The sequence below is a fragment of the Bradyrhizobium sp. CCGE-LA001 genome (assembly GCF_000296215.2).
GTDB lineage: Bacteria > Pseudomonadota > Alphaproteobacteria > Rhizobiales > Xanthobacteraceae > Bradyrhizobium.
Window position 1 is genome coordinate 7,148,755 of sequence record NZ_CP013949.1, and the last position, 23,175, is coordinate 7,171,929.

The 23,175-nt window shown below is 65.4% G+C and carries 22 protein-coding genes; 7 read left to right on the plus strand and 15 right to left on the minus strand.

Annotation, left to right across the window (positions count from 1 at the left end; all coding sequences use genetic code 11):
* The first annotated feature begins 148 nt into the window (after positions 1–148).
* Positions 149–1,861, plus strand: coding sequence for an SGNH/GDSL hydrolase family protein (locus BCCGELA001_RS32605; RefSeq protein WP_060737153.1), 1,713 nt, complete (start codon positions 149–151; stop codon positions 1,859–1,861).
* Positions 1,862–2,004: 143 nt separating this feature from the next.
* Here the strand turns inward: BCCGELA001_RS32605 and BCCGELA001_RS32610 are convergent, their stop codons facing one another.
* Both BCCGELA001_RS32610 and BCCGELA001_RS32615 read right to left on the minus strand, forming a co-directional pair.
* Positions 2,005–2,373: a CsbD family protein gene (locus tag BCCGELA001_RS32610; RefSeq protein ID WP_008546679.1), complete on the minus strand. Its 369-nt coding sequence runs from the start codon at positions 2,371–2,373 to the stop codon at positions 2,005–2,007.
* 64 nt (positions 2,374–2,437) lie between these two features.
* Complete coding sequence (locus BCCGELA001_RS32615) at positions 2,438–3,175, minus strand: SDR family NAD(P)-dependent oxidoreductase (RefSeq protein WP_008546681.1); 738 nt, start codon at positions 3,173–3,175, stop codon at positions 2,438–2,440.
* A gap of 98 nt (positions 3,176–3,273) precedes the next feature.
* Between BCCGELA001_RS32615 and BCCGELA001_RS32620 the strand changes: the two genes are divergently transcribed.
* Both BCCGELA001_RS32620 and BCCGELA001_RS32625 read left to right on the plus strand, forming a co-directional pair.
* Entirely contained in the window at positions 3,274–4,053 is a 780-nt protein-coding gene (locus BCCGELA001_RS32620) for an SDR family NAD(P)-dependent oxidoreductase (protein ID WP_008546684.1), read from the plus strand.
* Positions 4,054–4,243: 190 nt separating this feature from the next.
* A complete protein-coding gene (locus tag BCCGELA001_RS32625) occupies positions 4,244–5,131 on the plus strand; it encodes a TauD/TfdA dioxygenase family protein (RefSeq protein WP_060737979.1) in 888 nt (295 codons plus the stop codon).
* Between the two features lie 172 nt (positions 5,132–5,303).
* Here BCCGELA001_RS32625 and BCCGELA001_RS32630 read toward each other — a convergent pair whose 3' ends face one another.
* Positions 5,304–5,948 carry a YqgE/AlgH family protein gene (locus BCCGELA001_RS32630; RefSeq protein WP_060737154.1) on the minus strand — a complete coding sequence of 215 codons (645 nt, stop codon included), beginning with the start codon at positions 5,946–5,948 and terminating at the stop codon, positions 5,304–5,306.
* A 141-nt stretch (positions 5,949–6,089) separates the two neighbouring features.
* Between BCCGELA001_RS32630 and BCCGELA001_RS32635 the strand changes: the two genes are divergently transcribed.
* Together BCCGELA001_RS32635 and BCCGELA001_RS32640 are read left to right on the plus strand one after the other, a co-directional pair.
* Positions 6,090–6,929, plus strand: coding sequence for a protein-disulfide reductase DsbD domain-containing protein (locus BCCGELA001_RS32635; RefSeq protein ID WP_060737155.1), 840 nt, complete (start codon positions 6,090–6,092; stop codon positions 6,927–6,929).
* Positions 6,930–7,134: 205 nt separating this feature from the next.
* A complete protein-coding gene (locus BCCGELA001_RS32640; protein ID WP_060737980.1) occupies positions 7,135–8,502 on the plus strand; it encodes a flippase in 1,368 nt (455 codons plus the stop codon).
* 156 nt (positions 8,503–8,658) lie between these two features.
* On the opposite strand, the gene BCCGELA001_RS32645 is transcribed toward BCCGELA001_RS32640, so the two are convergent.
* From BCCGELA001_RS32645 to cysG, 12 genes are all read right to left on the minus strand, one after another.
* Complete coding sequence (locus BCCGELA001_RS32645; protein WP_008546714.1) at positions 8,659–9,447, minus strand: 3-hydroxybutyrate dehydrogenase; 789 nt, start codon at positions 9,445–9,447, stop codon at positions 8,659–8,661.
* Position 9,448: 1 nt separating this feature from the next.
* Positions 9,449–10,624 (minus strand): DUF3734 domain-containing protein, encoded by a 1,176-nt coding sequence (locus BCCGELA001_RS32650; RefSeq protein ID WP_060737156.1) that lies wholly within the window; start codon positions 10,622–10,624, stop codon positions 9,449–9,451.
* A gap of 94 nt (positions 10,625–10,718) precedes the next feature.
* On the minus strand, positions 10,719–11,219 hold the full coding sequence (locus tag BCCGELA001_RS32655; protein ID WP_008546718.1) for a CAP domain-containing protein: 501 nt from the start codon (positions 11,217–11,219) through the stop codon (positions 10,719–10,721).
* Between the two features lie 178 nt (positions 11,220–11,397).
* Positions 11,398–12,432, minus strand: coding sequence for a sulfate/molybdate ABC transporter ATP-binding protein (locus BCCGELA001_RS32660; RefSeq protein ID WP_060737157.1), 1,035 nt, complete (start codon positions 12,430–12,432; stop codon positions 11,398–11,400).
* The gene (gene cysW / locus BCCGELA001_RS32665; RefSeq protein WP_008565658.1) at positions 12,422–13,333 is read right to left on the minus strand and encodes a sulfate ABC transporter permease subunit CysW; all 912 of its coding nucleotides are present in this window, start codon (positions 13,331–13,333) and stop codon (positions 12,422–12,424) included. Before cysW ends, BCCGELA001_RS32660 begins: the two co-directional genes overlap by 11 nt.
* An 8-nt stretch (positions 13,334–13,341) precedes the next feature.
* Positions 13,342–14,127: a sulfate ABC transporter permease subunit CysT gene (cysT, locus tag BCCGELA001_RS32670; protein ID WP_060737158.1), complete on the minus strand. Its 786-nt coding sequence runs from the start codon at positions 14,125–14,127 to the stop codon at positions 13,342–13,344.
* 89 nt (positions 14,128–14,216) lie between these two features.
* On the minus strand, positions 14,217–15,218 hold the full coding sequence (locus BCCGELA001_RS32675; protein WP_144441613.1) for a sulfate ABC transporter substrate-binding protein: 1,002 nt from the start codon (positions 15,216–15,218) through the stop codon (positions 14,217–14,219).
* Between the two features lie 112 nt (positions 15,219–15,330).
* Complete coding sequence (locus tag BCCGELA001_RS32680) at positions 15,331–16,056, minus strand: phosphoadenylyl-sulfate reductase (protein WP_060737159.1); 726 nt, start codon at positions 16,054–16,056, stop codon at positions 15,331–15,333.
* Positions 16,053–16,568: a DUF934 domain-containing protein gene (locus BCCGELA001_RS32685; protein WP_060737160.1), complete on the minus strand. Its 516-nt coding sequence runs from the start codon at positions 16,566–16,568 to the stop codon at positions 16,053–16,055. The genes BCCGELA001_RS32680 and BCCGELA001_RS32685 overlap by 4 nt, the downstream gene beginning before the upstream one ends.
* Positions 16,555–18,210 (minus strand): nitrite/sulfite reductase, encoded by a 1,656-nt coding sequence (locus BCCGELA001_RS32690; RefSeq protein ID WP_060737161.1) that lies wholly within the window; start codon positions 18,208–18,210, stop codon positions 16,555–16,557. The genes BCCGELA001_RS32685 and BCCGELA001_RS32690 overlap by 14 nt, the downstream gene beginning before the upstream one ends.
* Positions 18,211–18,221: 11 nt before the next feature.
* On the minus strand, positions 18,222–18,539 hold the full coding sequence (locus BCCGELA001_RS32695) for a DUF2849 domain-containing protein (RefSeq protein WP_008546782.1): 318 nt from the start codon (positions 18,537–18,539) through the stop codon (positions 18,222–18,224).
* Positions 18,536–19,972, minus strand: a complete 1,437-nt coding sequence (cysG, locus tag BCCGELA001_RS32700) for a siroheme synthase CysG (protein WP_060737162.1) — start codon at positions 19,970–19,972, stop codon at positions 18,536–18,538. Before cysG ends, BCCGELA001_RS32695 begins: the two co-directional genes overlap by 4 nt.
* Positions 19,973–20,215: 243 nt before the next feature.
* Between cysG and cysD the strand changes: the two genes are divergently transcribed.
* Positions 20,216–21,010 carry a sulfate adenylyltransferase subunit CysD gene (cysD, locus tag BCCGELA001_RS32705; protein WP_008546797.1) on the plus strand — a complete coding sequence of 265 codons (795 nt, stop codon included), beginning with the start codon at positions 20,216–20,218 and terminating at the stop codon, positions 21,008–21,010.
* 21 nt (positions 21,011–21,031) lie between these two features.
* Entirely contained in the window at positions 21,032–22,948 is a 1,917-nt protein-coding gene (gene cysC, locus BCCGELA001_RS32710; protein WP_060737163.1) for an adenylyl-sulfate kinase, read from the plus strand.
* Positions 22,949–23,175: the final 227 nt, after the last annotated feature.

A 23,175-nucleotide genomic window follows, 5' to 3' on the forward strand; every position in this document is an offset into this window, starting at 1 on the left:
ACGGGGATTTTGCCAGGCGGCCTTGACGGCGGCGGCTGTTCCCCGGTGTATGGACCGAGAAATCTGCAATGGAATTTGCCCGTTTGGCGCCGGATTCCGTTATTATATCGAGCTAACTTTAGTCCTCATTGCGCGTGCCCGAGATCGCATGTCGAAGAAGTCCCTGTTCAAGGCGCTGACCGAGACCGGCCCGCTGATCGCGCTGGGGACGGCGCTTGCGATCCTGGTGTCGGTGGCGGCCCCCGCCTCGGCGCAGTTCTTCAATTTCCCCGGCTTCGGCGGACCGCCGCAGCGTTCAGCCCCCCCGCCCCAACGGGGCGGCGGTGGAGGCGGCGGCTGGTTCGGCGGCGACTTCTTCGCGCCCTTCCAGCAGCAAGCGCCGCAGGCGCCGCGCCAGGATTTTTCGCGCGCGCCGGCGCCGGCCAAACGCGACACCATTCCTGAGAAGAACGTGCTGGTGATCGGCGATGCCATGGCCGACTGGCTCGCCTATGGCCTCGAGGACGCCTACAGCGAGCAGCCCGACATGGGCGTGATCCGTAAGCACAAGACGACGTCCGGCCTGATCAAGTACCAGCCCAGGGGTGAGCCCTCGGATTGGGCGGCGGCGGCGAAGGGCATCCTCGAGACCGAGAAGCCCGATGTCATCGTCGTCATGCTCGGCGTCAACGACCGCGCCGCGATTCGCGAGCCTGTGACCGACAAGTCGGACAAGGCCGCGGATAAGGACAAGGACAAGAAGAACGACAAGGGCGCGCGCGCCAAGCCGCCGGCCAAGCCCGGCGAGACGAAGTCCGGCCCCGATAGCGCCGCCAAGCCGGACGACAAGCCTGCCGATGCCGATCTGCCGCAAGACGATGCCGACAACGCCGACACACCTGCGGCCGCGCCGGAGAAGACCGCGCGCAATCCGAACGGCCTCTATGAATTCCGCGACGAGCGCTGGATCGAGCTCTACGGCAAGAAGATCGAAGAGCTGGCCAATTTGCTCAAGGCCAAGGGCGTTCCGGTGCTCTGGGTCGGCCTTCCCGCCATTCGCGGGCAGAAGGGCACGGCGGACATGCTGTTCCTGGATTCGCTGTATCGCGAAGGCGCGGCCAAGACCGGCATCACCTATGTCGACGTCTGGGACGGCTTCGTCGACGAAGCCGGCCGATTCCTTCAGAAGGGCCCGGACTTCGAAGGCCAGATCCGCCAGCTGCGCAGCTCCGACGGCGTCTTCTTCACCAAACCCGGCGCGCGCAAACTCGCTCATTATGTCGAGCGCGAGATCACGCGCCTGCTCGCGGGACGCTCCGGCCCGATCGCGCTGCCAAGCGAGCCGGCGACGCCGGACACCAGCGCCGAGCCAGGCAAGCCGGCGCCGCGACCTCTGGCCGGTCCGATCGTGCCGCTGGTCGCCGCCTCGATCTCGGCCGATCAGTTGCTGGGCGGACCGGGCTCGCGTCCCGCCGCCGTCGATGCGCTCGCGGCGAAGACGATGGTGAAGGGCGAGCCGCTGTCAGCCCCCGCGGGGCGTGCCGACGATTACGCCTGGCCGCGCCGCGAAGTCGGCCGCGAGCAGGCCAAGGGCGACACGCCTGTTGCGGCCACGACGCCTGACGGCAGCGCCGCACCGGGCTCGCCGGGCGCGGCCGCCGCGATCGCGCCGCCGAAGCTCGCACCGAAAAGGCCGCCGCTTCCGCAACAGCAGCCCGCCCAGGCGCAGCCGACCTTCCGGGATTTCTTCGGCTTCGGATCGCCGCAGCCACCGCCGCCGCGTCAGTTCGCGCCGGCGCCAGGGCCGCGCAACCCGACTCCGAACCCCGCGATTCCGCGTCCGCCCGGCAATGTCGGGCGATCGGCGGAAGTCATCCGGTAGTTTCTCAAGCTGAGGACGCGTGTCCCGGACGCGCGACCCAACACGGGCGGCATCCACGCGTTACGCAAAAATGGGCCCCGGCTCTGCGCAGCAGCGCTTTGGCGCTGCAGCGCGTCCGGGGCACGAGAACAGTTCAGTCAGCCTCAATAGCGCCAGCGCGGGGGCGGACGGCGGGCAGGACGCGACATCAGGAGCGCGAGCGCAAAGCCGATGCCGCCAGCGACCAGCAGTGAGCCGAGCGGATTGTCCTGCACCTTCTTCGACAGCGCCTGTGTGCCGTCGCGGAAGGTCTCGCCGCTGTTCTCATAGGCGTCCTTGGCGTAGCCGGCGGCGGTGTCCGTGGCATCGCGTACGGCGTCCTTGGCCTGGCCGTAGAGATTCTGCACCGTACCCGCGGCCTCCCGCGCCTTGCCCGACGCCTGCGTCTTCGCATCACCCGCCATGTCTCCGATCGCGCCTTCCGCGCGGCCGGCGTATTCCTTGGCCGATCCAACAATCCGATCCGTGTCCATGATGATCCTCCTCGGTGGTCAGCCGAAGTAACCGATCAGACGCAGCGCGGTTCCTTGTCGTCGCCTATAGAATGAGACCGCCATCGACGACCAGCGTCTGGCCGACGATGTAGGACGACAGCGGCGACGCCAGGAACAGCGCCGCGCCCGCCATGTCGGCCGGCGTGCCCAATCGCCGCAGCGGGATGCGCGCCAGCGCGCCTTCGAGCCGCTTGGGATTGTCTGTCGTCACCTTCGTCATCTTGGTGTCGACGAGGCCGGGGGCGATGCCGTTGACGCGGATGCCGTCCTCGGCCCAGGCCTCGCCCAGCGTGCGCGTCAATCCGACCGCGCCGGTCTTCGAGGCGTTGTACGCGGGATTGCCCATAGTGGAGTGATAGGCGGCGGTCGAGGACACCATGATCAGCGAGCCCTTCGCGTCCCGCAACATGGAATGAAACCGCGTCGCACAGGCCATAAGGCTCATCAGATTGACCTCGACGACCTTGCGGAAACCCGCCATCTCGAATTCGCCGCGGCGATAAAGCACCGCACCCTGTGCCAGCACCAGGATGTCGAGCCGATCAAACGACGGCTTGTACGCCTCGATCGCACTGGGATTGCTGACGTCGAGCTGCGCGTAGGCAAGACCGGTGAGATCGGAGCCTTCATGGGCTGAATATTCCGTTGCGTGAGCACGCGTGCCGCACACCGCGACATCCGCACCTCTGGCGCGAAAGGCCTGCGCGATGCCGTTGCCGATGCCGCTGGAACCGCCGACCACCAGCACCTGCTTGCCTGAGAAATCGAGCTCGTTCGCCATCGCGGCCTCCCTTGTTGTTCTGCTTGTTTGACCTGTCTGCGGATCGATGACAGCCTTGTCAATCATACCAAGAACGAGCAGGGCGCGAGGAAAACAGCATGTCCGAATTCAGGGAGCTCAGCCGGTCCGTGAAGGGCCTGACCGTCCTCGTCACCGGCGCGGCCAGCGGCATGGGACGCGCCACCGCGCGCGTGTTCGCCACTGAAGGCGCGAACGTCGCGGTCACGGATTTCGACGAGCACGGCGCGAACGCGGTCGCCAGGGAAATTACGGCGAGCGGCGGATCGGCGCAGGCCTGGAAGCTCGACGTCGCCGATGCCGGCGAAATCAAGCGCGTGGTCGGCGATATCGCCGCGCGTTTCGGCGGGCTCGACATCGTCGTCAACAATGCCGGCATCTCCGTGCGTGTCGCGATCGACGACGAGGCCTATGAGGACGCATGGGCCAAGGGCCTCGCCGTGATGCTGACGGCGCATCCCCGCATCATCCGCGCCGTGCTGCCGCATTTGCGGAAGTCGAAGAGCCCGCGCATCGTCAACATCGCCTCGACCGAGGCGCTCGGCGCCACCGCCTTGCACAGCCCCTATTCGGCCGCGAAGGGCGGGGTTGCCAGCCTGACCCGTTCGCTCGCGGTGGAGCTTGGCCGCGAGGGCATCACCGTCAACTGCATCTGTCCGGGGCCGATCCGCACCGCCATCACCGATCGCATCTCGGAAGAGCACAAGACCATCTACGCCAAGCGCCGCACCGCGCTCGGCCGCTACGGCGACCCCGAGGAGGTCGCGCATATGACGCTCAGCCTCTGCCTGCCGGCGGCTTCCTTCCTCACCGGCGCGGTGATCCCGGTCGACGGCGGGCTGATGGCGCGGAACGCGTAGGGGTTTACAAAGGCGCGTAGCCCGGATGAGCGAAGCGACATCCGGGACTTTGCTTGTGTTTTTCCCGGGTATCACTGCGCTCACCCGGGCTACGGGCTGCTATGCACGGCGAGCGTTGACAACGAGGAGCGCCAGAGTAGCCTTTTTCCCGACAGAGCGGAGAAACCGCTCGCACATGCGGGAGAACGCCATGACGATCGCCATCCGGCAGCTTCAGAAACATTTCGTCGGCGAGGTGTCCGGCCTCGATCTGCGCAAGCCGCTCACGGCGGATGAGGCGCGCGAGGTCGAGGCCGCCATGGACAAATACGCCGTGCTGGTGTTCCACGACCAGGACATCACCGACGAGCAGCAGATGGCCTTTGCGCTGAATTTCGGCCAGCGCGAGGAAGCACGCGGCGGCAACATCACCAAGGCCGATGAATACCGCCTCACCTCGGGCCTGAACGATGTCTCCAACCTCGGCAAGGACGGCAAGCCGCTGCCGAAGGACAGCCGCGCCAATCTGTTCAATCTCGGCAACTGTCTGTGGCATTCCGACAGTTCGTTCCGCCCCATCCCGGCGAAATTCTCGCTGCTGTCGGCGCGCGTCGTGAACCCGAAGGGCGGCAACACCGAATTCGCCGACATGCGCGCCGCCTATGACGCGCTGGACGACGAGACCAAGGCGGAGATCGAGGACCTCGTCTGCGAGCACTCGCTGATGTATTCGCGCGGCTCGCTCGGCTTCACCGAGTACACCGACGAGGAGAAGGAGATGTTCAAGCCGGTGCTGCAGCGGCTGGTGCGCACCCATCCCGTCCATCGCCGCAAGTCGCTGTATCTCTCATCGCATGCCGGCAAGATCGTGGGCATGAGCGTGCCGGAGGGCCGGTTGCTGCTGCGCGATCTCAACGAGCACGCGACGCAAGCAGAGTTCGTCTACGTCCACAAATGGAAGCTGCATGACCTCGTGATGTGGGACAACCGCCAGACCATGCACCGCGTCCGCCGCTACGACCAGTCGCAGCCTCGCGACATGCGCCGCGCGACGGTCGCTGGCACGGAGCCGACGGTGCAGCAGCAGGCGGCGGAGTAGGCAAGGCACAGCGCTCCTCAGCAACCGGCGTCATCGCCCGGCTTGGCCGGGCGATCCAGTATTCCAGAGACGGCGATGATTGAGCCGAAAGGCCGCGGCGTACTGGATGCCCCGGTCAAGCCGGGGCATGACAGCGGAGGGGACGTACGACATCGAAACGATGCCACACCCCTTACGCGTGTCCCGCCTCGTTCGACAGCATGCCCGGGTCGATGCCGATCTTCTGAAGAGCGCGGGTGTATTTGTCGTCGACGTCGTCGCCGAAGATCAGGTCAGCATCCGCGTCGCAATGCAGCCAGCCATTGCCCTGGATCTCGGTCTCGAGCTGGCCCGGCGCCCAACCGGCATAGCCGAGCGCGAGGATGGCGTGCTTGGGGCCGGAGCCGTTGGCGATCGCCCGCAGGATGTCGACGGTCGCGGTGAGGCAGACCCCGTCGTCGATCCGAAGCGTCGCGTTCTCGATGTAGAAGTCGCTGGAATGCAGCACGAAGCCGCGCCCGGTGTCGACCGGGCCGCCGCGCAGCACCTTCATGCTTTCGGCATTTTCCGGCAGCTTGATGTGCTCGCCTTTCTTGACGATGCCGAGCTGCATCAGCAGCTCGGGGAAGTCGATCGAGCCCGCGGGATGGTTGACGATGATCCCCATCGCGCCTTCGGCAGAATGGGCGCAGAGATAGATCACGGAGCGCTCGAAGCGGGGATCGCCCATCACGGGCATGGCAATCAGGAGGCGGCCGTCGAGGTAACCGGCCGAACTGGGGAGCGCGGGGCTCGCGCTGCGGGTGCTGGCGCCCGTCCTTTTACCTGTAGGAGCCATGGTGAAGCACTCCGGTTTCAATTCCTATCCTGATGTCGGGCCCGGCCGCTGTCAAATCAAGGCTTGCAGGGACTTGATTCCAATGCATCCATCACAAGCAATTCAATGGTTTGCCCCGGGGCGACCCTGTAAAGACGTGCCATGTCCAGCATAGTTCCCTTGCGTGCGGCGATTGGCGTCGCGACAACCCTGCTTGCGTCGTCGTTGGCGATCGTAGCCCGTGCCGACGACGCGTCGCCGTGGCAGCGCGACGGACATTCCGCAGTGCGGCTGGTCGCGGGGTCGCGCAGCGGCGCCGTCCTGCTCGGCGGTATCGCCTTCCAGCTCCAGCCGGGCTGGAAGACCTATTGGCGTACGCCCGGCGATTCCGGCGTGCCGCCGCGGTTCGACTTCTCGAAGTCGGACAACGTCGAGGCGGTGACGGTCATGTGGCCGGCACCACTGAAATTCGACGACGGCGCAGGCGGGCATTCGATCGGCTATCGCGACCAGGTCGTGCTGCCCTTGCGCATCGTCGCCAAGGCCGCCGACAAGCCGGTGACCTTGCGCGCCGAGATCAATTACGCGGTGTGCGAGAAGCTCTGCATTCCCGTCGAGGCCAGCGCCGAGCTCGGCTTCAACAGCGTCGCCTCGACCGAGGACGCGAATCTGCGTGCGGCGCTGGACACCGTGCCCAAGCCGGCCAATATCGGTGATCCCAATCCGCTGACCATCCGCGACGTCAAGCGCGACGGGCCCAAGAATGTGGTGGTCGACGTGGTGACGCCGGACAGCCGCAGCGTCAATCTGTTCGTGGAAGGGCCGACACCAGAGTGGGCGCTGCCGATTCCGGCTCCGGTTCAGCACGGCTCGACGGACGTGAAGCGATTTTCCTTCGAGCTCGACGGATTGCCTCCTGGAGCCAAGCCCGACGGCGCCGCGCTGAAGTTCACGCTGGTCGGACCGGAGAAGTCGTACGAGTTCAATACGAATCTGGAGTGAGGCTGCGCTGTCGTTCCGGTAAGGCCGGAACAGCGACGACCGAGTTGCCCTGCTCGCACCAAATATCTCGCTGTCGTCCCGGACAAGCGCGCTTCAAGCGCGCGCTGATCCGGGAGGCGCGACACCGTGCCAATCCAACCGAATGTTAACGAATGGTTGCTAGGCCGGAGGCTGCCGCAGCATGCGGGATGCCGGGGACCTCGAATTGGCCGTGATGGATGCACAACCCGCAACGACCGGACCGGCCGGGCTGATCGCGCGGCTGCGCGCCAGGTTGACGGGCGGCTCGAGCGAGGCGTCGCTGACGCGGCGGCTGGCCGGCACCATCTTCATCATCCGCGTCATCAGCGCCGGCCTTGCCTATGTCTCGCAGGTGCTGCTCGCGCGATGGATGGGCACGTCCGACTACGGCATCTACGTCTATGTCTGGACCTGGGTGCTGCTGCTCGGCAGCATGATGGATTTCGGCATCTCCGCTTCCGCGCAGAAGATCATTCCGGAATATCGCGCCAGCGGCGAGCACGCGCTGCTGCGCGGCTTTCTCTCCGGCAGCCGCTGGCTGACCCTTGCCGTCTCGATGGCGATGTCGCTCGTCCTCGCCGGCATCGTCAAGCTGCTCGCGCCCTGGATCGATCCGGCCGAGGCGCTGCCGCTCTATATCGGCTGCATGACGCTGCCGGCCTTCGTGGTCGCCAACACCCAGGACGGCATCGCGCGCTCGCACGACTGGATGCAGCTCGGCCTGATGCCGCAATTCATCATCCGTCAGGCGCTGATCATCGGAATCACGGGCTCTGCCTTCCTGCTCGGCTATCATCTCGGCGCAGTCGCCGCGATGGTCGCGAGCGCCGGGGCGGTCTGGATCGCGATGGCCGGTCAGATGGTGGTCTTGAACCGCAAGCTCGCCGAGCACATCGAGCCAGGTCCCAAGACCTACGACATAAGCGGCTGGCTCGCCGTCTCGCTGCCGATCCTGCTGGTCGAGAGCTTCTACCTGCTGCTGTCCTACACCGACGTGCTGGTGCTCCAGCAATTCCGCCCATCCGAGGAGGTCGGCGTCTATTTCGCCGTGGTGAAGACGCTGGCGCTGGTCTCCTTCATCCACTACGCGATGTCGGCAACGACGGCGCATCGCTTCGCCGAATACAATGCGAGCGGCGACAAGGCGCGGCTGTCGGCCTATGTGGCGCACGCCATCGGCTGGACGTTCTGGCCGTCGCTGGCGGCGACGGTCCTGCTGCTCGCTTGCGGCAAGCCGCTGCTCTGGCTGTTCGGGCCGCAGTTCACGGTCGGCTACGACATCATGTTCGTCGCCGCCATCGGCCTCGTGGTGCGCTCTGCGATCGGGCCGGTCGAGCGGCTGCTCAACATGCTCGGACAGCAGAAGATCTGCGCGCTCGCTTATGCACTGGCCTTCGTGATGAACCTCGTGCTCTGCATCGTGCTGGTCCCGCGCTACGGCGGCCACGGCGCCGCCGCCGCCACCTCGATCTCGCTCACCTTCGAGACGGTGCTGCTGTTCTGGATCGTGCGGCAGCGCCTCGGCCTGCACGTGCTGGCGTTCGGGAAATAGGCGACGATCAAGAAGGCCGCCCCACTCTCACTGTCATCGCCCGGCTTGACCGGGCGATCCAGTACTCCGACGCGGTTATGATTGACCGAGAGGCCTCGGTGTACTGGATGCCCCGCCTTCGCGGGGCATGACCGAAAGTTATGAGGTTGGCGCGCCCTACTCCGCCGTCCAGCCGCCGTCGATCGAGAGATTGGAGCCGGTGATCTGCGCGGCATCGTCGCTGCACAGGAAAAGCGCCAATGCTGCGACCTGCTCGGAGGTGACGAACTCCTTGGTCGGCTGCGCATCGAGCAGCACATCGTTGATCACCTGCTCGCGCGTCAGATTGCGCGCCTTCATCGTATCGGGGATCTGCTTCTCGACCAGCGGCGTCCAGACGTAACCGGGGCTGATGCAGTTGCAGGTGATCTTGTGGGTCGCGACTTCCAGGGCGACAGTCTTGGTGAGGCCGGCAATGCCGTGCTTGGCCGAGACGTAAGCCGACTTGAAGGGCGAAGCCACCAGCGAGTGCGCCGACGCCGTGTTGATGATGCGGCCCCAGCCTTTATTCTTCATGCCGGGCACGGCCGCGCGGATGGCATGGAAGGCCGAGGACAGGTTGATCGCGATGATCTGGTCCCACTTCTCGAGCGGAAACTCCTCGATCGGCGAGACGAACTGGATGCCGGCATTGTTGACGAGGATGTCGACGGAGCCGAACGTCTTCTCGCCGAGCGCGATCATGCCGGCGATCTCGGCGGGCTTGGTCATGTCGGCGGGCGAATAGATCGCCTTGACCTTGAAGTCGGCCTCGATCTTGGCACGTTCCTTCTCGATGTCCTCGGGCGAGCCGAAGCCGTTGATGACGACATTGGCGCCAGCGGCGGCGAAGGCGCGTGCGTAAGCCAGCCCGATGCCGCTGGTCGATCCGGTCACGACGGCGTTCTTGCCTGACAGACTACCCATTCTATTCGCTCCTTTTTGGCGGGGGCGCGGTGACGTCCCCCGTGAGATCGTAGGCCACCATGGTTTCGCCGGACTGCGGCTGCTCGAGCCAGTCCTTGTGGCGCATCGACAGATGCACGTCGCGCACGCCCGCTTCCCAATGCTCGACCATGGCAACGTGCGAGAAATCGTAATCCTTGGACGAGGATTCGTAGTTCTTGCTGCGATAGATCAGGTGAACCACCGTCACCGTGCTTTCGCGCGACGCCTTGGACAGGAATTCGACGGACGGATCGCTCTTGAGGTAATCAGGCAGTTTGGAGATCAGGTCGCGCACGGCACGGCGGGCGTTGTGGATCTGCTTGTTCTTGTCGGTGTTCATCCGCGTGCGGCTGGAATAGCGGATGTCCTTCTCGCGCTCGGCGGCTTCGAGCAGCGAGGTCGGCAGGTCGCCGCGGGCGGAAAACAGGTCGACCTGGAAGATCAGCATGTCGCGCTCGAGCTCGGTATCGAGCACGTAGTCGAGCGGCGTGTTGGAGGCGATGCCGCCGTCCCAATAATGCTCGCCGTCGATCACGACGGAGGGAAAGCCCGGCGGCAGCGCGCCGGAGGCCATGATGTGCTCGGGGCCTATCTTCTTGCCGAGCTTCTTGAACTCGTAATTGTCGAAATATCTGAAGTTGCCGGAGGTGACGCCGACCGCGCCGACCGACAGGCGCGTCTTCACATCGTTGATGCGGTCGAAATCGACCAGGCGCTCCAGCGTCTTCCTCAAGGGCGCAGTGTCGTAATAGCTCTCCGCTTCGGGATGGCCCGGCGGCCACAGCGGCGCAGGCGGCACGCGCGGCACGAAGAAGCCGGGCACGCCGAAGGTCGCGATCAGCGCCGCGCTGGTCGAGTTGAACAGTTCGCGGCTGTGATCGCTCTTGCCGATCGGCTTCCACGGCACCGGCGCCGACACCATCTCCCAGAATTCCTTGAGCCGGTCGATGCGGGTGCGGCCCTCATTGCCGGCGATGATGGCCGCGTTGATGGCGCCGATCGAGATGCCGGCGACCCATTCCGGCTCGAAGCCGAAGCCGCACAGCGCCTGGACGGCGCCGGCCTGGTACGAGCCGAGCGCGCCACCGCCCTGGAGCACCAGGACACGTTGCGCGTTCGCGGGGATGCTGGCGGAGTCCGGGCGATGATCTGTCATGGGAGAACGATATCAAAACGGGGGAACAGCAAAAGGCGAGCCACCGTGGCGACACTCCGCCACGGCGTCAATGCATCCCGGGATCAAGTCTGGCTTATCGCTCCGTCGAGGCCAGGATCATGGTCCAGAACACCTTGTATTTGGTGCCGGGAGCATAGGCGGCTGCGATGCCCAATTTTGTGACACCGCTCTTGAGCATGTTGGCGCGGTGGGGCGGCGAGTCGCGCCAGCCGGAAAATGCTTCCGCCAGCGTATGATAGCCGGCCGAGACATTCTCGACCGCCACGGTCGCGGGATAGCCGCCGGAGGCGAGCCGCTTGGCGAGCGGCGCGCGGACGTCATGGTCCATCTTGTTGGCGGCCGCCATGGCCTGAGACTGGGATTCGGCGAGCCGCATCAGGTCAGAATCGATCACGACGGTGCCAAGGGCGTTGTTCTGGCGGTATTGCGAGATCATCACGGCCGCTGCCTGCGCATCGAGCCTGGCGCCCGGGACCGCCATGTCGGTATACATCGACGGCTGCTGGACCGGCGCTTCATTGCCCGCACAGCCGGCCAGAAGCAAAGTGACGAGTATTGCGGCCGCAGCGCGCATGAATCGAGCCCCCAATGAGGGGCCGTTGTTGCATACCAACCGTGGCTGAAAGGTGAATTTTGAGGAAAATCTGAGCTGTCATTCCGGGGCAGCGTAGAGCGCTGAACCCGGAATCTCGCGCCATAATCTCGAATTTCCGGGTCTGGTCCTTGAAACCATCCTGGAATGACGGAGACTTCTACCCCGCAAAGATCCGGTAACGGCGGGGTTCGAGCCCGACCGTGTCGCCGGCGCGCAGTTCCCGGTCGCGGGGCGCGTCGATCTCGATGGTCTCGCCGCCGGACAACGCAACCTCGGCGCGCTGCACGGGACCGAAATTGCGGACATGCTGGACCGCGCCCTCGAAGGCGCCGGTGCCGGGCGGACCAACCACCATGTCGTGTCGCCGCACGAACAGCTTTGACGCGCCGGGCGCGAGCCCGTCCGCAGCAAGCGGAAGCTGCCGGTCGCCGAGCCTGATCACGCCATCGGATATCTGAACCGGCAGCTCGATGGACTCGCCGATGAAGCCGTGGACGAAGGCGGTTGCAGGGCTTTCATAGACGTCGTCGGGCGAGCCGATCTGCTCGATGCGGCCCTTGTCCATCACCACGACGCGGTTGGCGACTTCCAATGCCTCCTCCTGGTCGTGGGTAACGAAGATCGAGGTGACGTTGATCTCATGATGCAACGAGCGCAACCACTTTCGCAGCTCCTTGCGCACCTTGGCATCGAGTGCGCCGAAGGGCTCGTCGAGCAAGAGGATGCGCGGCTCGATCGCGAGCGCGCGGGCGAGCGCGATGCGCTGGCGCTGGCCGCCGGAGAGCTGGCTGGGATAGCGGTCGGCGAGCCAGTCGAGCTGCACGAGATCGAGCAACTCCTTGACCCGCGCGCGGATGGTCGCTTCGTCCTTGCGAATTGCGCGCGGCTGCACGCGCAGGCCGAAGGCGACGTTCTCGAACACCGTCATGTGGCGGAACAGCGCGTAGTGCTGGAACACGAAGCCGACATGCCGCTCGCGCGCCCCCTGCGCCAGCGCGTCCTCGCCGTTGAAGATGACCTCGCCGGAATCGGGCCAGTCGAGGCCGGCGATGATCCGCAGCAGCGTGGTCTTGCCGGAGCCGGACGGGCCGAGCAGCGCCAGCAGCTCGCCGTCGTGGACCTTGAGGTCGACGCCGTCGAGGGCCGCGAAGCTGCCGAACTTCTTGACGAGATTCTTGACTTCAATGGTCACGGGCTTCGTGTCCTTCGTCGAGGTGACGTTCGAGAACGGTCTTTGCGATCAGCGTGATCAGCGCCAGCATCGCCAGCAGCGAGGCGATCGCGAAGGCGGCGACGAACTGGTACTCGTTGTAGAGGATCTCGACCAGCAGCGGCATGGTGTTGGTCTCGCCGCGGATGTGGCCGGAAACGACGGAGACGGCGCCGAACTCGCCCATTGCGCGGGCATTACAGAGCAGGACGCCGTAGAGCACGCCCCATTTGATATTCGGCAGCGTGACGCGGAAGAAGGTTTGCAGGCCCGAGGCGCCGAGCGAGATGGCGGCCTCCTCCTCCTGCGTGCCCTGCTCCTGCATCAGGGGAATCAAGGCGCGCGCCACGAAGGGGAAGGTCACGAAGGTGGTGGCGAGCGCGATGCCGGGCACGGCGAACAGGATTTGGATGTCGTGATCGCGCAGCCAGCTGCCGAAATAGCCTTGCGCGCCGAACAGCAGCACGAAGACGAGGCCCGAGATCACCGGCGAGACCGAGAACGGCAGGTCGATCAACGTGATCAGGAAGGTCTTGCCCGGAAATTCGAATTTCGCAATCGACCAGGCGGCGACGAGGCCGAACACGAGATTGAGGCCGACCGAGATCGCGGCGACCAGCAGCGTCAGCCTGATCGCAGCCAGCGCCTCCGGCTCTGCCAGCGCGGCAAGATAGGCCAGGATCCCTTTCGAGAACGCCTGGGCAAACACGACCACCAATGGCAGTACGACGAAGACGGAGAGGAATAGCACCGCCAATGTGATGATGACGATGCGCACCGCCCTCGGCTCGGTGCGAAGACTGTCACGCGCCGCCGCCGCGTGCGCACGCGCCTTCTCGTCTGGCGGTGAGAGCGAAACGGAGTCTGCGATCTGCATCGTCATGGTCGCCCTCAACGCGCCGGGACCCGGCTCTGCGCCCAGCGCTGGAGCCGGTTGACGGCGAAGATGATGACGAAGGAGACGACGAGCATGACCACCGCGATGGCGGTCGCATCGGCGTAGCGGAATTCGGACAGGCGGATCACGATCAAGAGCGGCGCAATCTCGGAGACGTTGGGCAGATTGCCCGCGATGAAGATCACCGAGCCGTATTCGCCGACCGCGCGGGCGAAGGCAAGCGCGAGCCCGGTGAGCAGCGCCGGCGCCAGCGAGGGCAGGATCACGCGGATGATGGTTTGCCAGCGGCTCGCCCCCAAGCTGCCTGCGGCCTCCTCGATCTCGGGGTCGAGATCCTGGAGCACCGGCTGCACGGTGCGGACCACGAAGGGAATGCCGATGAAGATCATGGCGACGAAGATGCCGACCGGGGTGAACGCGACCTTGAGGCCGAGCGCCGCGAGCGGTGCGCCCAGCCAGCCCTTCTCGGCGAACAGTGCGGTCAGCGCCACGCCGGCAACCGCCGTCGGCAGCGCGAACGGCACATCGACGATGGCATCGAAGATGCGCCGGCCCGGAAAGCGGTAGCGCACCAGCGCCCAGACGATGATGCTGCCCATCACCAGGTTGACGCAGGCCGCGGCAAAGGCGAGGCCGAAGGAGACGCGGAGCGCGTTCAGCGTGCGGCGGCTGGAGAGGATGTTCCAGAACTGCTCGGGACTGAGTTCGAGCGATCTCAGGAACAGTCCAGCGAGCGGAATCAGGATGATAACGGACAGCCAGGTCAGCGTCAGTCCCATGGTGAGACCGAAGCCCGGCAATGTCCGGCGTCTTGCTGCGAGTGCGCTCACCGGGCCCCCTGCTAAAAGCCTCCTAAGACAGCGCTCGATCAGTTCTTGTAGATCTGATCAAAGACGCCGCCGTCGGCGAAATGTTCCTTCTGCGCCTTGGTCCAGCCGCCGAAGACATCGTCGATCGTGAACAGCTCGACCTTGGCGAACGCATTCTCGTACTTCTTCGCAATTTCGGCGTCGCGAGGACGGTAGAAATTGCGCGCGGCGATCTCTTGAGCTTCCTTGGTATACCAATATTGCAGGTAAGCGTCAGCCGCGCTCCGGGTGCCTTTCTTGTCGGCGACCTTGTCGACGATGGTAACCGGCGGCTCCGCCAGAATCGATTGCGGCGGTGCCACGATCTCGAATTTGTTCGCACCGAACTCCTTCAGGGCCAGGAACGCCTCGTTCTCCCAGGCGAGCAGCACGTCACCGACGCCGCGCTCGACGAAGGTCACGGTGGCGCCGCGCGCGCCGGTATCCAGCACCGGCACCTGCTGGAAGAGCTTCCCAACGAACTCCTTGGCCTTGTCGGCCGACCCGTATTTCTTCTGCGCAAAGCCCCAGGCCGCCAGATAATTCCAGCGGGCGCCGCCCGAGGTCTTCGGGTTCGGCGTGATAATAGCAACGCCCGGCTTGATCAGGTCGTCCCAATCCTTGATGCCCTTGGGATTGCCCTTGCGCACCAGGAAGACGATGGTCGAGGTGTAGGGTGACGAATTCTGCGGCAGCCGCTTCTGCCAGTCGGCCGTGGTGAGGCCCTTGTTCGCGATCGCGTCGATGTCATAGGCAAGCGCGAGCGTCACCACGTCGGCCTGCAAGCCATCGATCACGGCGCGCGCCTGCGAACCGCTGCCGCCATGCGACTGCTTGATCTCGACGCTCTTGCCGGTCTCCTTCTGATAGGCGGTCGCGAACGCCTTGTTGAATTCGGCATAGAGCTCACGCGTCGGATCGTACGACACGTTCAACAGGTTGATATCCGCGGCGAGAGCCGAGCTTGCCCACAACAGGGTTGCCGCGAGCGGGACGATACGGCGCATCATGTCCATCTCCATTCACCTCGACGACGTCGGCGTCGTCGATGGCACGCGGGCATAACTCGGGGCGAAACGCTCTTGAGTCAACGGAACCGGATTTTCTTGTTCGCAGCGTGGCAGCGCAAGCGTGCTACGAAATCTTCATCGTGTGAATGCCGCATTCTGTCTTGGCCCGACCTCGCCACCGACCGGCGCGAGAATCTTCGTCCTCGGTCGTTCTGCTCGTGCAGGGCATACACCCGACCGACAGATATCCCGACACAACCAGAGGATGCCGTGGCAATTTGGCGCGGGCGAAGATCGCCGCGATCTCCTCACGCGAGACGTTGGCGAAGGGATTGAACTTCAACCGCGCGCCGTCGTCCTCGACGACCGGGATGTCTGCGCGCGCATTGCCCTGAAAACGCTTGCGGCCATTGATCCAGGCCGAGAATGGCTTGAGGGCGCGCGCGAGCGGTTCCACCTTGCGGATGCGGCAGCAGGCGTCGGGATCGGAGAACCAGAGCTCGCGGTCGGGATCCTCGCGCGACAGCGCCTCTTCCGCGGGCTTGATCGACCGCACGTCCTCGAGGCCCAGCGTGGCGATCAGCGTATCGCGATAGGCCAGCGTCTCCTCGAACAACCAGCCGGTGTCGAGAAAGATCACGGGGATTGCCGGATCGACCTCCGCCATGACCTTGAGCAGCGCGGCGGATTCCGTGCCGAAGGACGACACCAGCGCGAGCTTGTCGCGCCCGACGGTCTTCAGCGCCGCGGCGATGACCTCCGCGGGCGAGGCATCGCGCAAGGCGCGATCGAGCTCGTCCGCCGGCGGCAGCGCGGAGACGGACGAAACCTGAGCGGTGATCGCGTTCACGTGCCGACACCTTCGGAGTGGCGCAGCTGCATCCGCCGGTGCAGCGCCGTGATCCGGCCGTCGCCGGTCGGCTGGTAGAACACCGAATAGCGCTTGGCGGTCTGCATGAAGGCTTCCGCATCCGCCTGCTTCTTGACCTCGAAGGCATCGAAGCCGGCGCGCAGCATGAACACGAACTGGTCGCGCAGAATCTGGCCGGTGGCGCGCAGTTCGCCTCGGTAGTTGTAGCGCTCGCGCAGCAAGCGGGCCTGGCTGTAGGCCCGGCCGTCGCGGAAGGTCGGGAACACCAGCGCGACCGTCGCGAGCTTGCCGAGATACGGCACCAGCTCGGCGATGTCGCGATTGTTCGGCCAGATCACGCCGACCTTGCCGGCACGCTCGAGCAAGCTTTCCGCTTCACTGAGGAAGCGTTCGGCCGGCACGAGGATGTCGCCGCTCTCGGGCAGCGGCGTATCGACGGCGAGCTTGGCGAAGCCGTCGCCCGTGATCTTTCCGCCGTTAACGAGTGGCATAGACGCGCTCCTTGAAGGGTTCGACGCCGAGGCGCTTCACCGTGTCCATGAACAGCTCCTCCGGCCGCTCGCGCAGCGCCAGATAGGCCTCCACGACGTCTTCGATGACATCGGCGACTTCGTCGAACTTGACGCCGGGGCCGATCAGGGTCCCGAGCGCAGCGTTCTCGTCGGCACGACCGCCGATGGTGATCTGATAGACCTCCTCGCCGTTCTTCTCGACACCGAGAATGCCGATGTGGCCGACATGGTGATGACCGCAGGCATTGATGCAGCCCGAGATATTGATGTGGAGCCGGCCGATCAAATTGGCGAGCTCGTGATTGGCAAAACGCCGCGTCAATTCCTGCGCGATCGGAATCGAGCGCGCATTCGCCAGCGAGCAATAGTCGAGACCCGGGCAGGCGATGATGTCGGTGATCAGGTTGACGTTGGGCGTCGCGAGCCCGAGCTTGTCGAGCGCCTTCCACAGCGCGGGCAAATCACGCTTGGCGACGTGCGGCAGCGCGAGGTTCTGCTCGTGGCCGACGCGGACCTCGCCGAAGGAATATTTGTCGGCAAGGTCGGCCAGCGCGTCCATCTGCTCGGCGGTGGCGTCGCCCGGAGGGCCGCCGGTCGGCTTCAGCGAGATCGTGACGATGGAATAGCCCTGCACCTTGTGCGGGGCCACCGAGTTCTTGCGCCACGCCTCGAAATCAGAATCGGCCGCGGCCTGGCGCAACTCATCCGGCATGTGCGGCAGCTTCTCGTAGGCCGGATAGGTGAAGCGCGAGCGGATGTCCTCGATCACCTCGTCGTCGATCTGGAGCGAGGAATTGCGGATATGCTGCCACTCCTCCTCGACCTCGCGGGAGAACTTCTCGATGCCGAGCTCGTGCACCAGGATCTTGATGCGCGCCTTGTAGATGTTGTCGCGGCGGCCGTACTGGTTGTAGACGCGCAGGATCGCCTCGATGTAGCTGAGGATATCGCGGCCGTGCACGAAGTGCTTGATGGTCTTGGCGATGAATGGCGTGCGGCCGAGACCGCCGCCGACCAGGACCTCGAAGCCCGTCTCGCCCTTCTCGTTCTTGATCAACCTCAAGCCGATGTCATGGATCTTGATCGCCGCGCGGTCATGATCCGACGCGGTGATCGCGATCTTGAACTTGCGCGGCAGGAACGAGAATTCCGGATGCAGCGTGGTGTGCTGGCGGATCAGCTCCGACCAGATGCGCGGATCCTCGATCTCGCCGGGCGCGACGCCGGCCCACTGGTCCGAGGTGACGTTGCGCATGTTGTTGCCGGAGGTCTGCATCGCGTGGATGCCGACTTTGGCGAGGTCTTCGAGTGCGTCCGGCAGCTCGGCGAGCTTGATCCAGTTGAACTGAATGTTCTGCCGGGTCGTGAAATGGCCGTAGCCGCGATCATATTTGCGCGCGACACGGGCGAGCGCCCGCAGCTGGTTCGTCGCCAGCGTGCCGTAGGGGATCGCGACGCGGAACATGTAGGCGTGCAGCTGCAGATAGACGCCGTTCTGGAGCCGCAGGATCTTGAACTCGTCCTCGGTGAGCTCGCCGGAGAGGCGGCGCTTCACCTGGTCGCGGAACTCCGAGACGCGCTCGTTGACGAGCGTGCGGTCGATTTCGTCGTAAGCATACATAAGAGAGTGCCTTAAACCTGGGCCGGCTGTCCGATGGTGACGCCGGTGCGGCGGATCTGTTCGCGCAGATTACCGGGAACGATCTTGCCGTCCGCGCCGATCTGCACCGGCGCGATGTAGGGACCGATCGCGCCGACGTCATCGGCGACGGACTCTGCAAGCAACGCCTTGGCCTCGTCGGAGTTGCGCACGATCGCGGCTTCCGACAGGTCAGCGGACCAGCCCTTGGCGGCGGTGCGGTAAACCACGATGCCGTCCCAGGTGCGGTTGGCGGTCACGACCGAGGGGCCGGCGATCTTGATTTTCTTCTGTTCAAGCGGGGAGGTCATTCGGCTGCATCCAGGAGGTCAGAGATGATTTGAGCTGAGTTCTTCGTGGGACTTTCGCGGCTGAGCGAGCCGGCATGCCGGACCACCTCGCCGATGATGAGAATGGCGGGACCGCCCTGGACCCGCCGCACCAGTTCGGGCAGATCGCGCAGCGTGCCGATCGCGCCTTGCGCATCGGAACGCGTGACGCGGGCGAACACGCCGACCGGCGTCTCCGGCGAGCGGCCGGCGGCGAAGAGGCCGGCGCGGATGGCGGGCGCGGCGGTCATGCCCATGTAGACCACGACGGTCATCCTGGTGTCGGTCAGCGTCGACCAGTCCACGACTTCAGCGTCGCGCGCCTTGTGCGCGGTGAGGAAGGTGATGCGGGTCGCTTCGTGACGATAGGTGAGCGGCACCTCGAAATCGGCGGCGCCGCCGAGGCCTGCAGTGATGCCGGGGATGATCGAATAGGCGACGCCCGCTGCGCGCAGCGCTTCCACTTCCTCGCCGCCACGGCCGAACACGAAGGGATCGCCGCCCTTCAGCCGCACCACGCGCTGGCCGGCTTGCGCGGCCTCGATCATGCGTTTGTTGATGGCGTCTTGCCCGATGCCGGGCTTGCCGACACGGCGACCGACGGCAACGCGCGTGGTGTCGCGGCGGATGCGGTCGAGAATCTCGGGAGACACCAGTTCGTCATGGAAGACGATGTCGGCATCCTGAAGCGCACGCAGCGCCTTGATGGTGAGGAGATCGGGATTGCCGGGACCGGCGCCGACCAGCGCGACCGAGCCTTCCGGCTTGTCGGCGCGCGCGAACGCGGTGGGATCGGCAATCGCCTTGAGCGCGGCGTCCGCCTCGCTCTTGCGGCCGGCGAGCACGGAGGCGCCGATCGGGCCATCGATGACGCGCTCCCAGAAGCGGCGGCGCAGCGGAAACTCGGCAATACGCTCGTTGATGGATTTGCGGACGCCGCCGATGAACTCGGCGAGCTCGCCGATGCGGGCCGGCAGCAGCGCTTCGATCTTCTCGCGCACGCGTCGCGCCACCACGGGCGAGGTGCCACCGGTGCCGACGGCGACAACAACATCGCCGCGATCGACGATCGCCGGGAAGATGAAGCTGGAATGTTCGAGATCGTCCATGACGTTGACCGGCAAGCCGAGCGTCTTGGCCCTCACCGACATGGCCACGCCGACATCACCCGCGCCCGCGCAGACGATGGCAATGACGCCCGCGAGATCGGCAGTGAGCGGATCGCCCGTGGCGATCTCGACCCGCGCGGCGTCTTCGGTGTTCAGCCCCAGATCCTGATCGCCGTCGATCGTGTGCACGCGGACGCGCGCACCGGCCGCCGCGAGCACGCGCAGCTTGGCGCGCAACAGCTCGCCCGCGCCGATGAGGACCACCGGACCGGCCTTGAGATCGAGGAACACCGGCAAGAACCGCATGCGAACTCGCTTCCCCACAATCGGGGTTGACTGGAATTATTTTCTATATATGTCTCGTTTGGAGCGCGCAAAGAGAAAATTTTTTCTTCTCCTTCGCGCTGCAACTATAGAATTTTCGCCTCCAAACGCAAAGTGGCAGAGATGCATCTTCTCAAGGACGATTCCGCTGCTGAACGGCTGGGCAATCCGGAGCTGGCCGAGCGCGTGCGCGCGCAAGAATTTTCCGTCGAGCTTGCCCCCAGCATGGACCATCTCGATCAGCTCGAGGCGCAGAGCATCTACATTTTTCGTGAGGCCTTCGCCCGGCTGAAGAAGATCGCCCTGTTGTGGTCGCTCGGCAAGGACTCCAACGTCATGATCTGGCTGGCGCGGAAGGCCTTCTTCGGCAAGATGCCGTTCCCCGCCCTTCATGTCGACACCGGCAAGAAGTTTCCGGAAATGTATCGCTTCCGCGATCATTACGGCAAAGAGTGGGATCTCGATCTGCGCGTCGAGCCCTGCCCACCCATTGATGCCGTCGACCCGACGCTGCCGCCGGCCGCACGTTCCGCCGCGCGCAAGACCGAGGGCCTCAAGATGGCGCTCGCCAAGTATGGCTTCGACGGCCTGATCGCAGGCATCCGCCGCGACGAGGAGGCGACGCGTGCCAAGGAGCGCGTGTTCTCGCCGCGCGGACTAGAAGGCAATTGGGACGTGCGCGACCAGCCGCCGGAGTTCTGGGACCACTTCAACGCCTCGCCGCCGCAAGGCGCGCATTTACGCATCCATCCGATCCTGCATTGGACCGAGGCCGACATCTGGGCCTACACCAAACGCGAGAACATCCCGATCATTCCGCTTTATCTGTCGCAGAACGGCAAGCGCTATCGCTCGCTAGGTGACCAGGACATCACCAATCCGGTGGCCTCAAACGCTGCGAGCATCGACGAGATCCTGATCGAGCTCGAACAGACCAAGGTGCCGGAGCGCGCCGGGCGTGCGCTCGACCACGAGACCGAGGACGCTTTCGAGCGCCTGCGCGTCGCCGGCTACCTCTGACCTCAAGGACGCACTGCGGCCATGAACATGATCGTCACGCCAGCCTCGCCCGCCACCCCGAACGGCACCACGCGTCCCCAGGTGCGCATCGTCATCGTCGGCCATGTCGATCACGGCAAGTCGACGCTGGTCGGCCGCCTGCTGCACGAGACCGGCAGCCTGCCGGAGGGCAAGCTCGAGATGCTGAAAGCCGTGAGCGCGCGGCGCGGCATGCCGTTCGAGTGGTCGTTCCTGCTCGACGCGCTCCAGACCGAGCGCGACCAGGGCATCACCATCGACACCACGCAGATCCGCTTCCGCACCAATTCGCGCGACATCGTGCTGATCGACGCGCCCGGCCATGCCGAATTTCTGCGCAACATGATCACCGGTGCCTCGCAGGCCGATGGCGCGGTGCTGATCATCGACGCGCTCGAAGGCGTGCGCGACCAGACCCGCCGGCACGGCTATCTGCTGCATCTGCTCGGCGTGAAGCAGGTCGCTATCGTCGTCAACAAGATGGACCGCGTCGATTTCAGCGCCGCCCGTTTCAAGGAAATCAGCGACGAGATCTCGGCGCATTTGCAGGGCCTCGGCGTGACGCCGACCGCGGTGATCCCGATCTCGGCTCGCGACGGCGACGGCGTCGCCGCGCGCACCGACCGGATCTCCTGGTACAAGGGACCGACGGTAGTCGAGGCGCTCGACGCCCTTGAGCCGGCGCGGCCGCTGGAAGCGCTGGCGCTGCGGCTGCCGGTGCAGGCGATCTACAAGTTCGACGACCGCCGCATCGTAGCGGGCCGCATCGAATCCGGCAGCCTGGTTGCCGGCGACGAGATCGTGATCATGCCGGCCGGCAAGATCGCCAAGATAAAGACGGTCGAAAGCTGGCCGGTGACGCCCGTCGCCGGACGGCAAGGCGCGGGCCGTTCGGTCGGCATCACGCTGGACCGTGAGCTCTTCATCGAGCGCGGCGACATCATCGCGCATGCAGGCACCGCGCCGCGCGAGACGCGGCGGCTGCGCGCGCGGATCTTCTGGCTGCATGACAAGCCGCTCGCCAAGGGCGACCAGCTGCTGGTGCGCTGCGGGCCGAAGGAAAGCCGCGCCACCGTCGTGGTCATCGAGAAGGCTGTCGATCCCGGTGAATTGTCGAGCAGCGAGAACAAGGCGATCGGCCGCAACCATGTCGGCGAGATCGACATCTCTCTGTCGAGCCCGATTGCCACCGATCCCTACACCGAAAATCCGCGCACCGGCCGCCTCGTGATCGAGGTGTCCGGACGAATCGCGGGCGGCGGCCTGGTGCTGTCGGTCGATGCCGGCCAGCGCGCCGTCCCGGTCGATATCGTGCCGGTGGAATCGGCGCTGCGGCCCGACGAGCGCTCCGCGCGCTACCGCCACAATGGTGCCGTGGTCTGGCTCACCGGCCTGCCGGCCTCCGGCAAGTCGACGCTGGCCAAAGCGCTGGAGCGGCGGCTGTTCAGCAATGGCGGCTCGCCGATCCTGCTCGACGGCGATACGCTGCGCGCCGGGCTCAACAGCGATCTCGGCTTCTCCGCCACCGATCGCAGCGAGAACATCCGCCGCCTCGCCGAGGTCGCGACGCACCTCGCGCGCAACGGCCACATCGCCATCGTCGCCGCGGTCTCACCGGCCCGCGAGGACCGCGCCACCGCGCGCCGCATCGCCGACACCGCGTTCCGCGAGATCCATGTCGCGACGCCGGCGGAGATCTGCGAGGAGCGCGACCCCAAGGGCCATTACAAGAAGGCTCGCGCCGGCGCGCTCACCTCGTTCACCGGCATCGGTAACGACTATGAAGCGCCGCAGGCCGCCGAGCTCGTGATCGACACGTCGACGCGGACGGTCACTGAGGCCGCCGACGAAATCGAGCAGATGCTGAAGACATCAGGCGTGCTGTTCGACGAAGTCGTGGATCTCGCCGCGAATATTTGAGGCGTGCGCTCCGCTTGGGGCACGCCCCGCGCCACATGAACGGTGTCGTCCTGGCGAAAGCCAGGACCCATACCGCGTGATCCATTCCTTGGGTTCAGTCGGAGTACCGGGCGACAAGCCGTGGCCAAACTCCTCCCTGGGGTAATGGGTCCAGGCTTTCGCCAGGACGACGTCGAGGAGAGGCCCAGCCCATCGTCTTCCCAGCGCTCATTCCGCGCGCCCGCTCG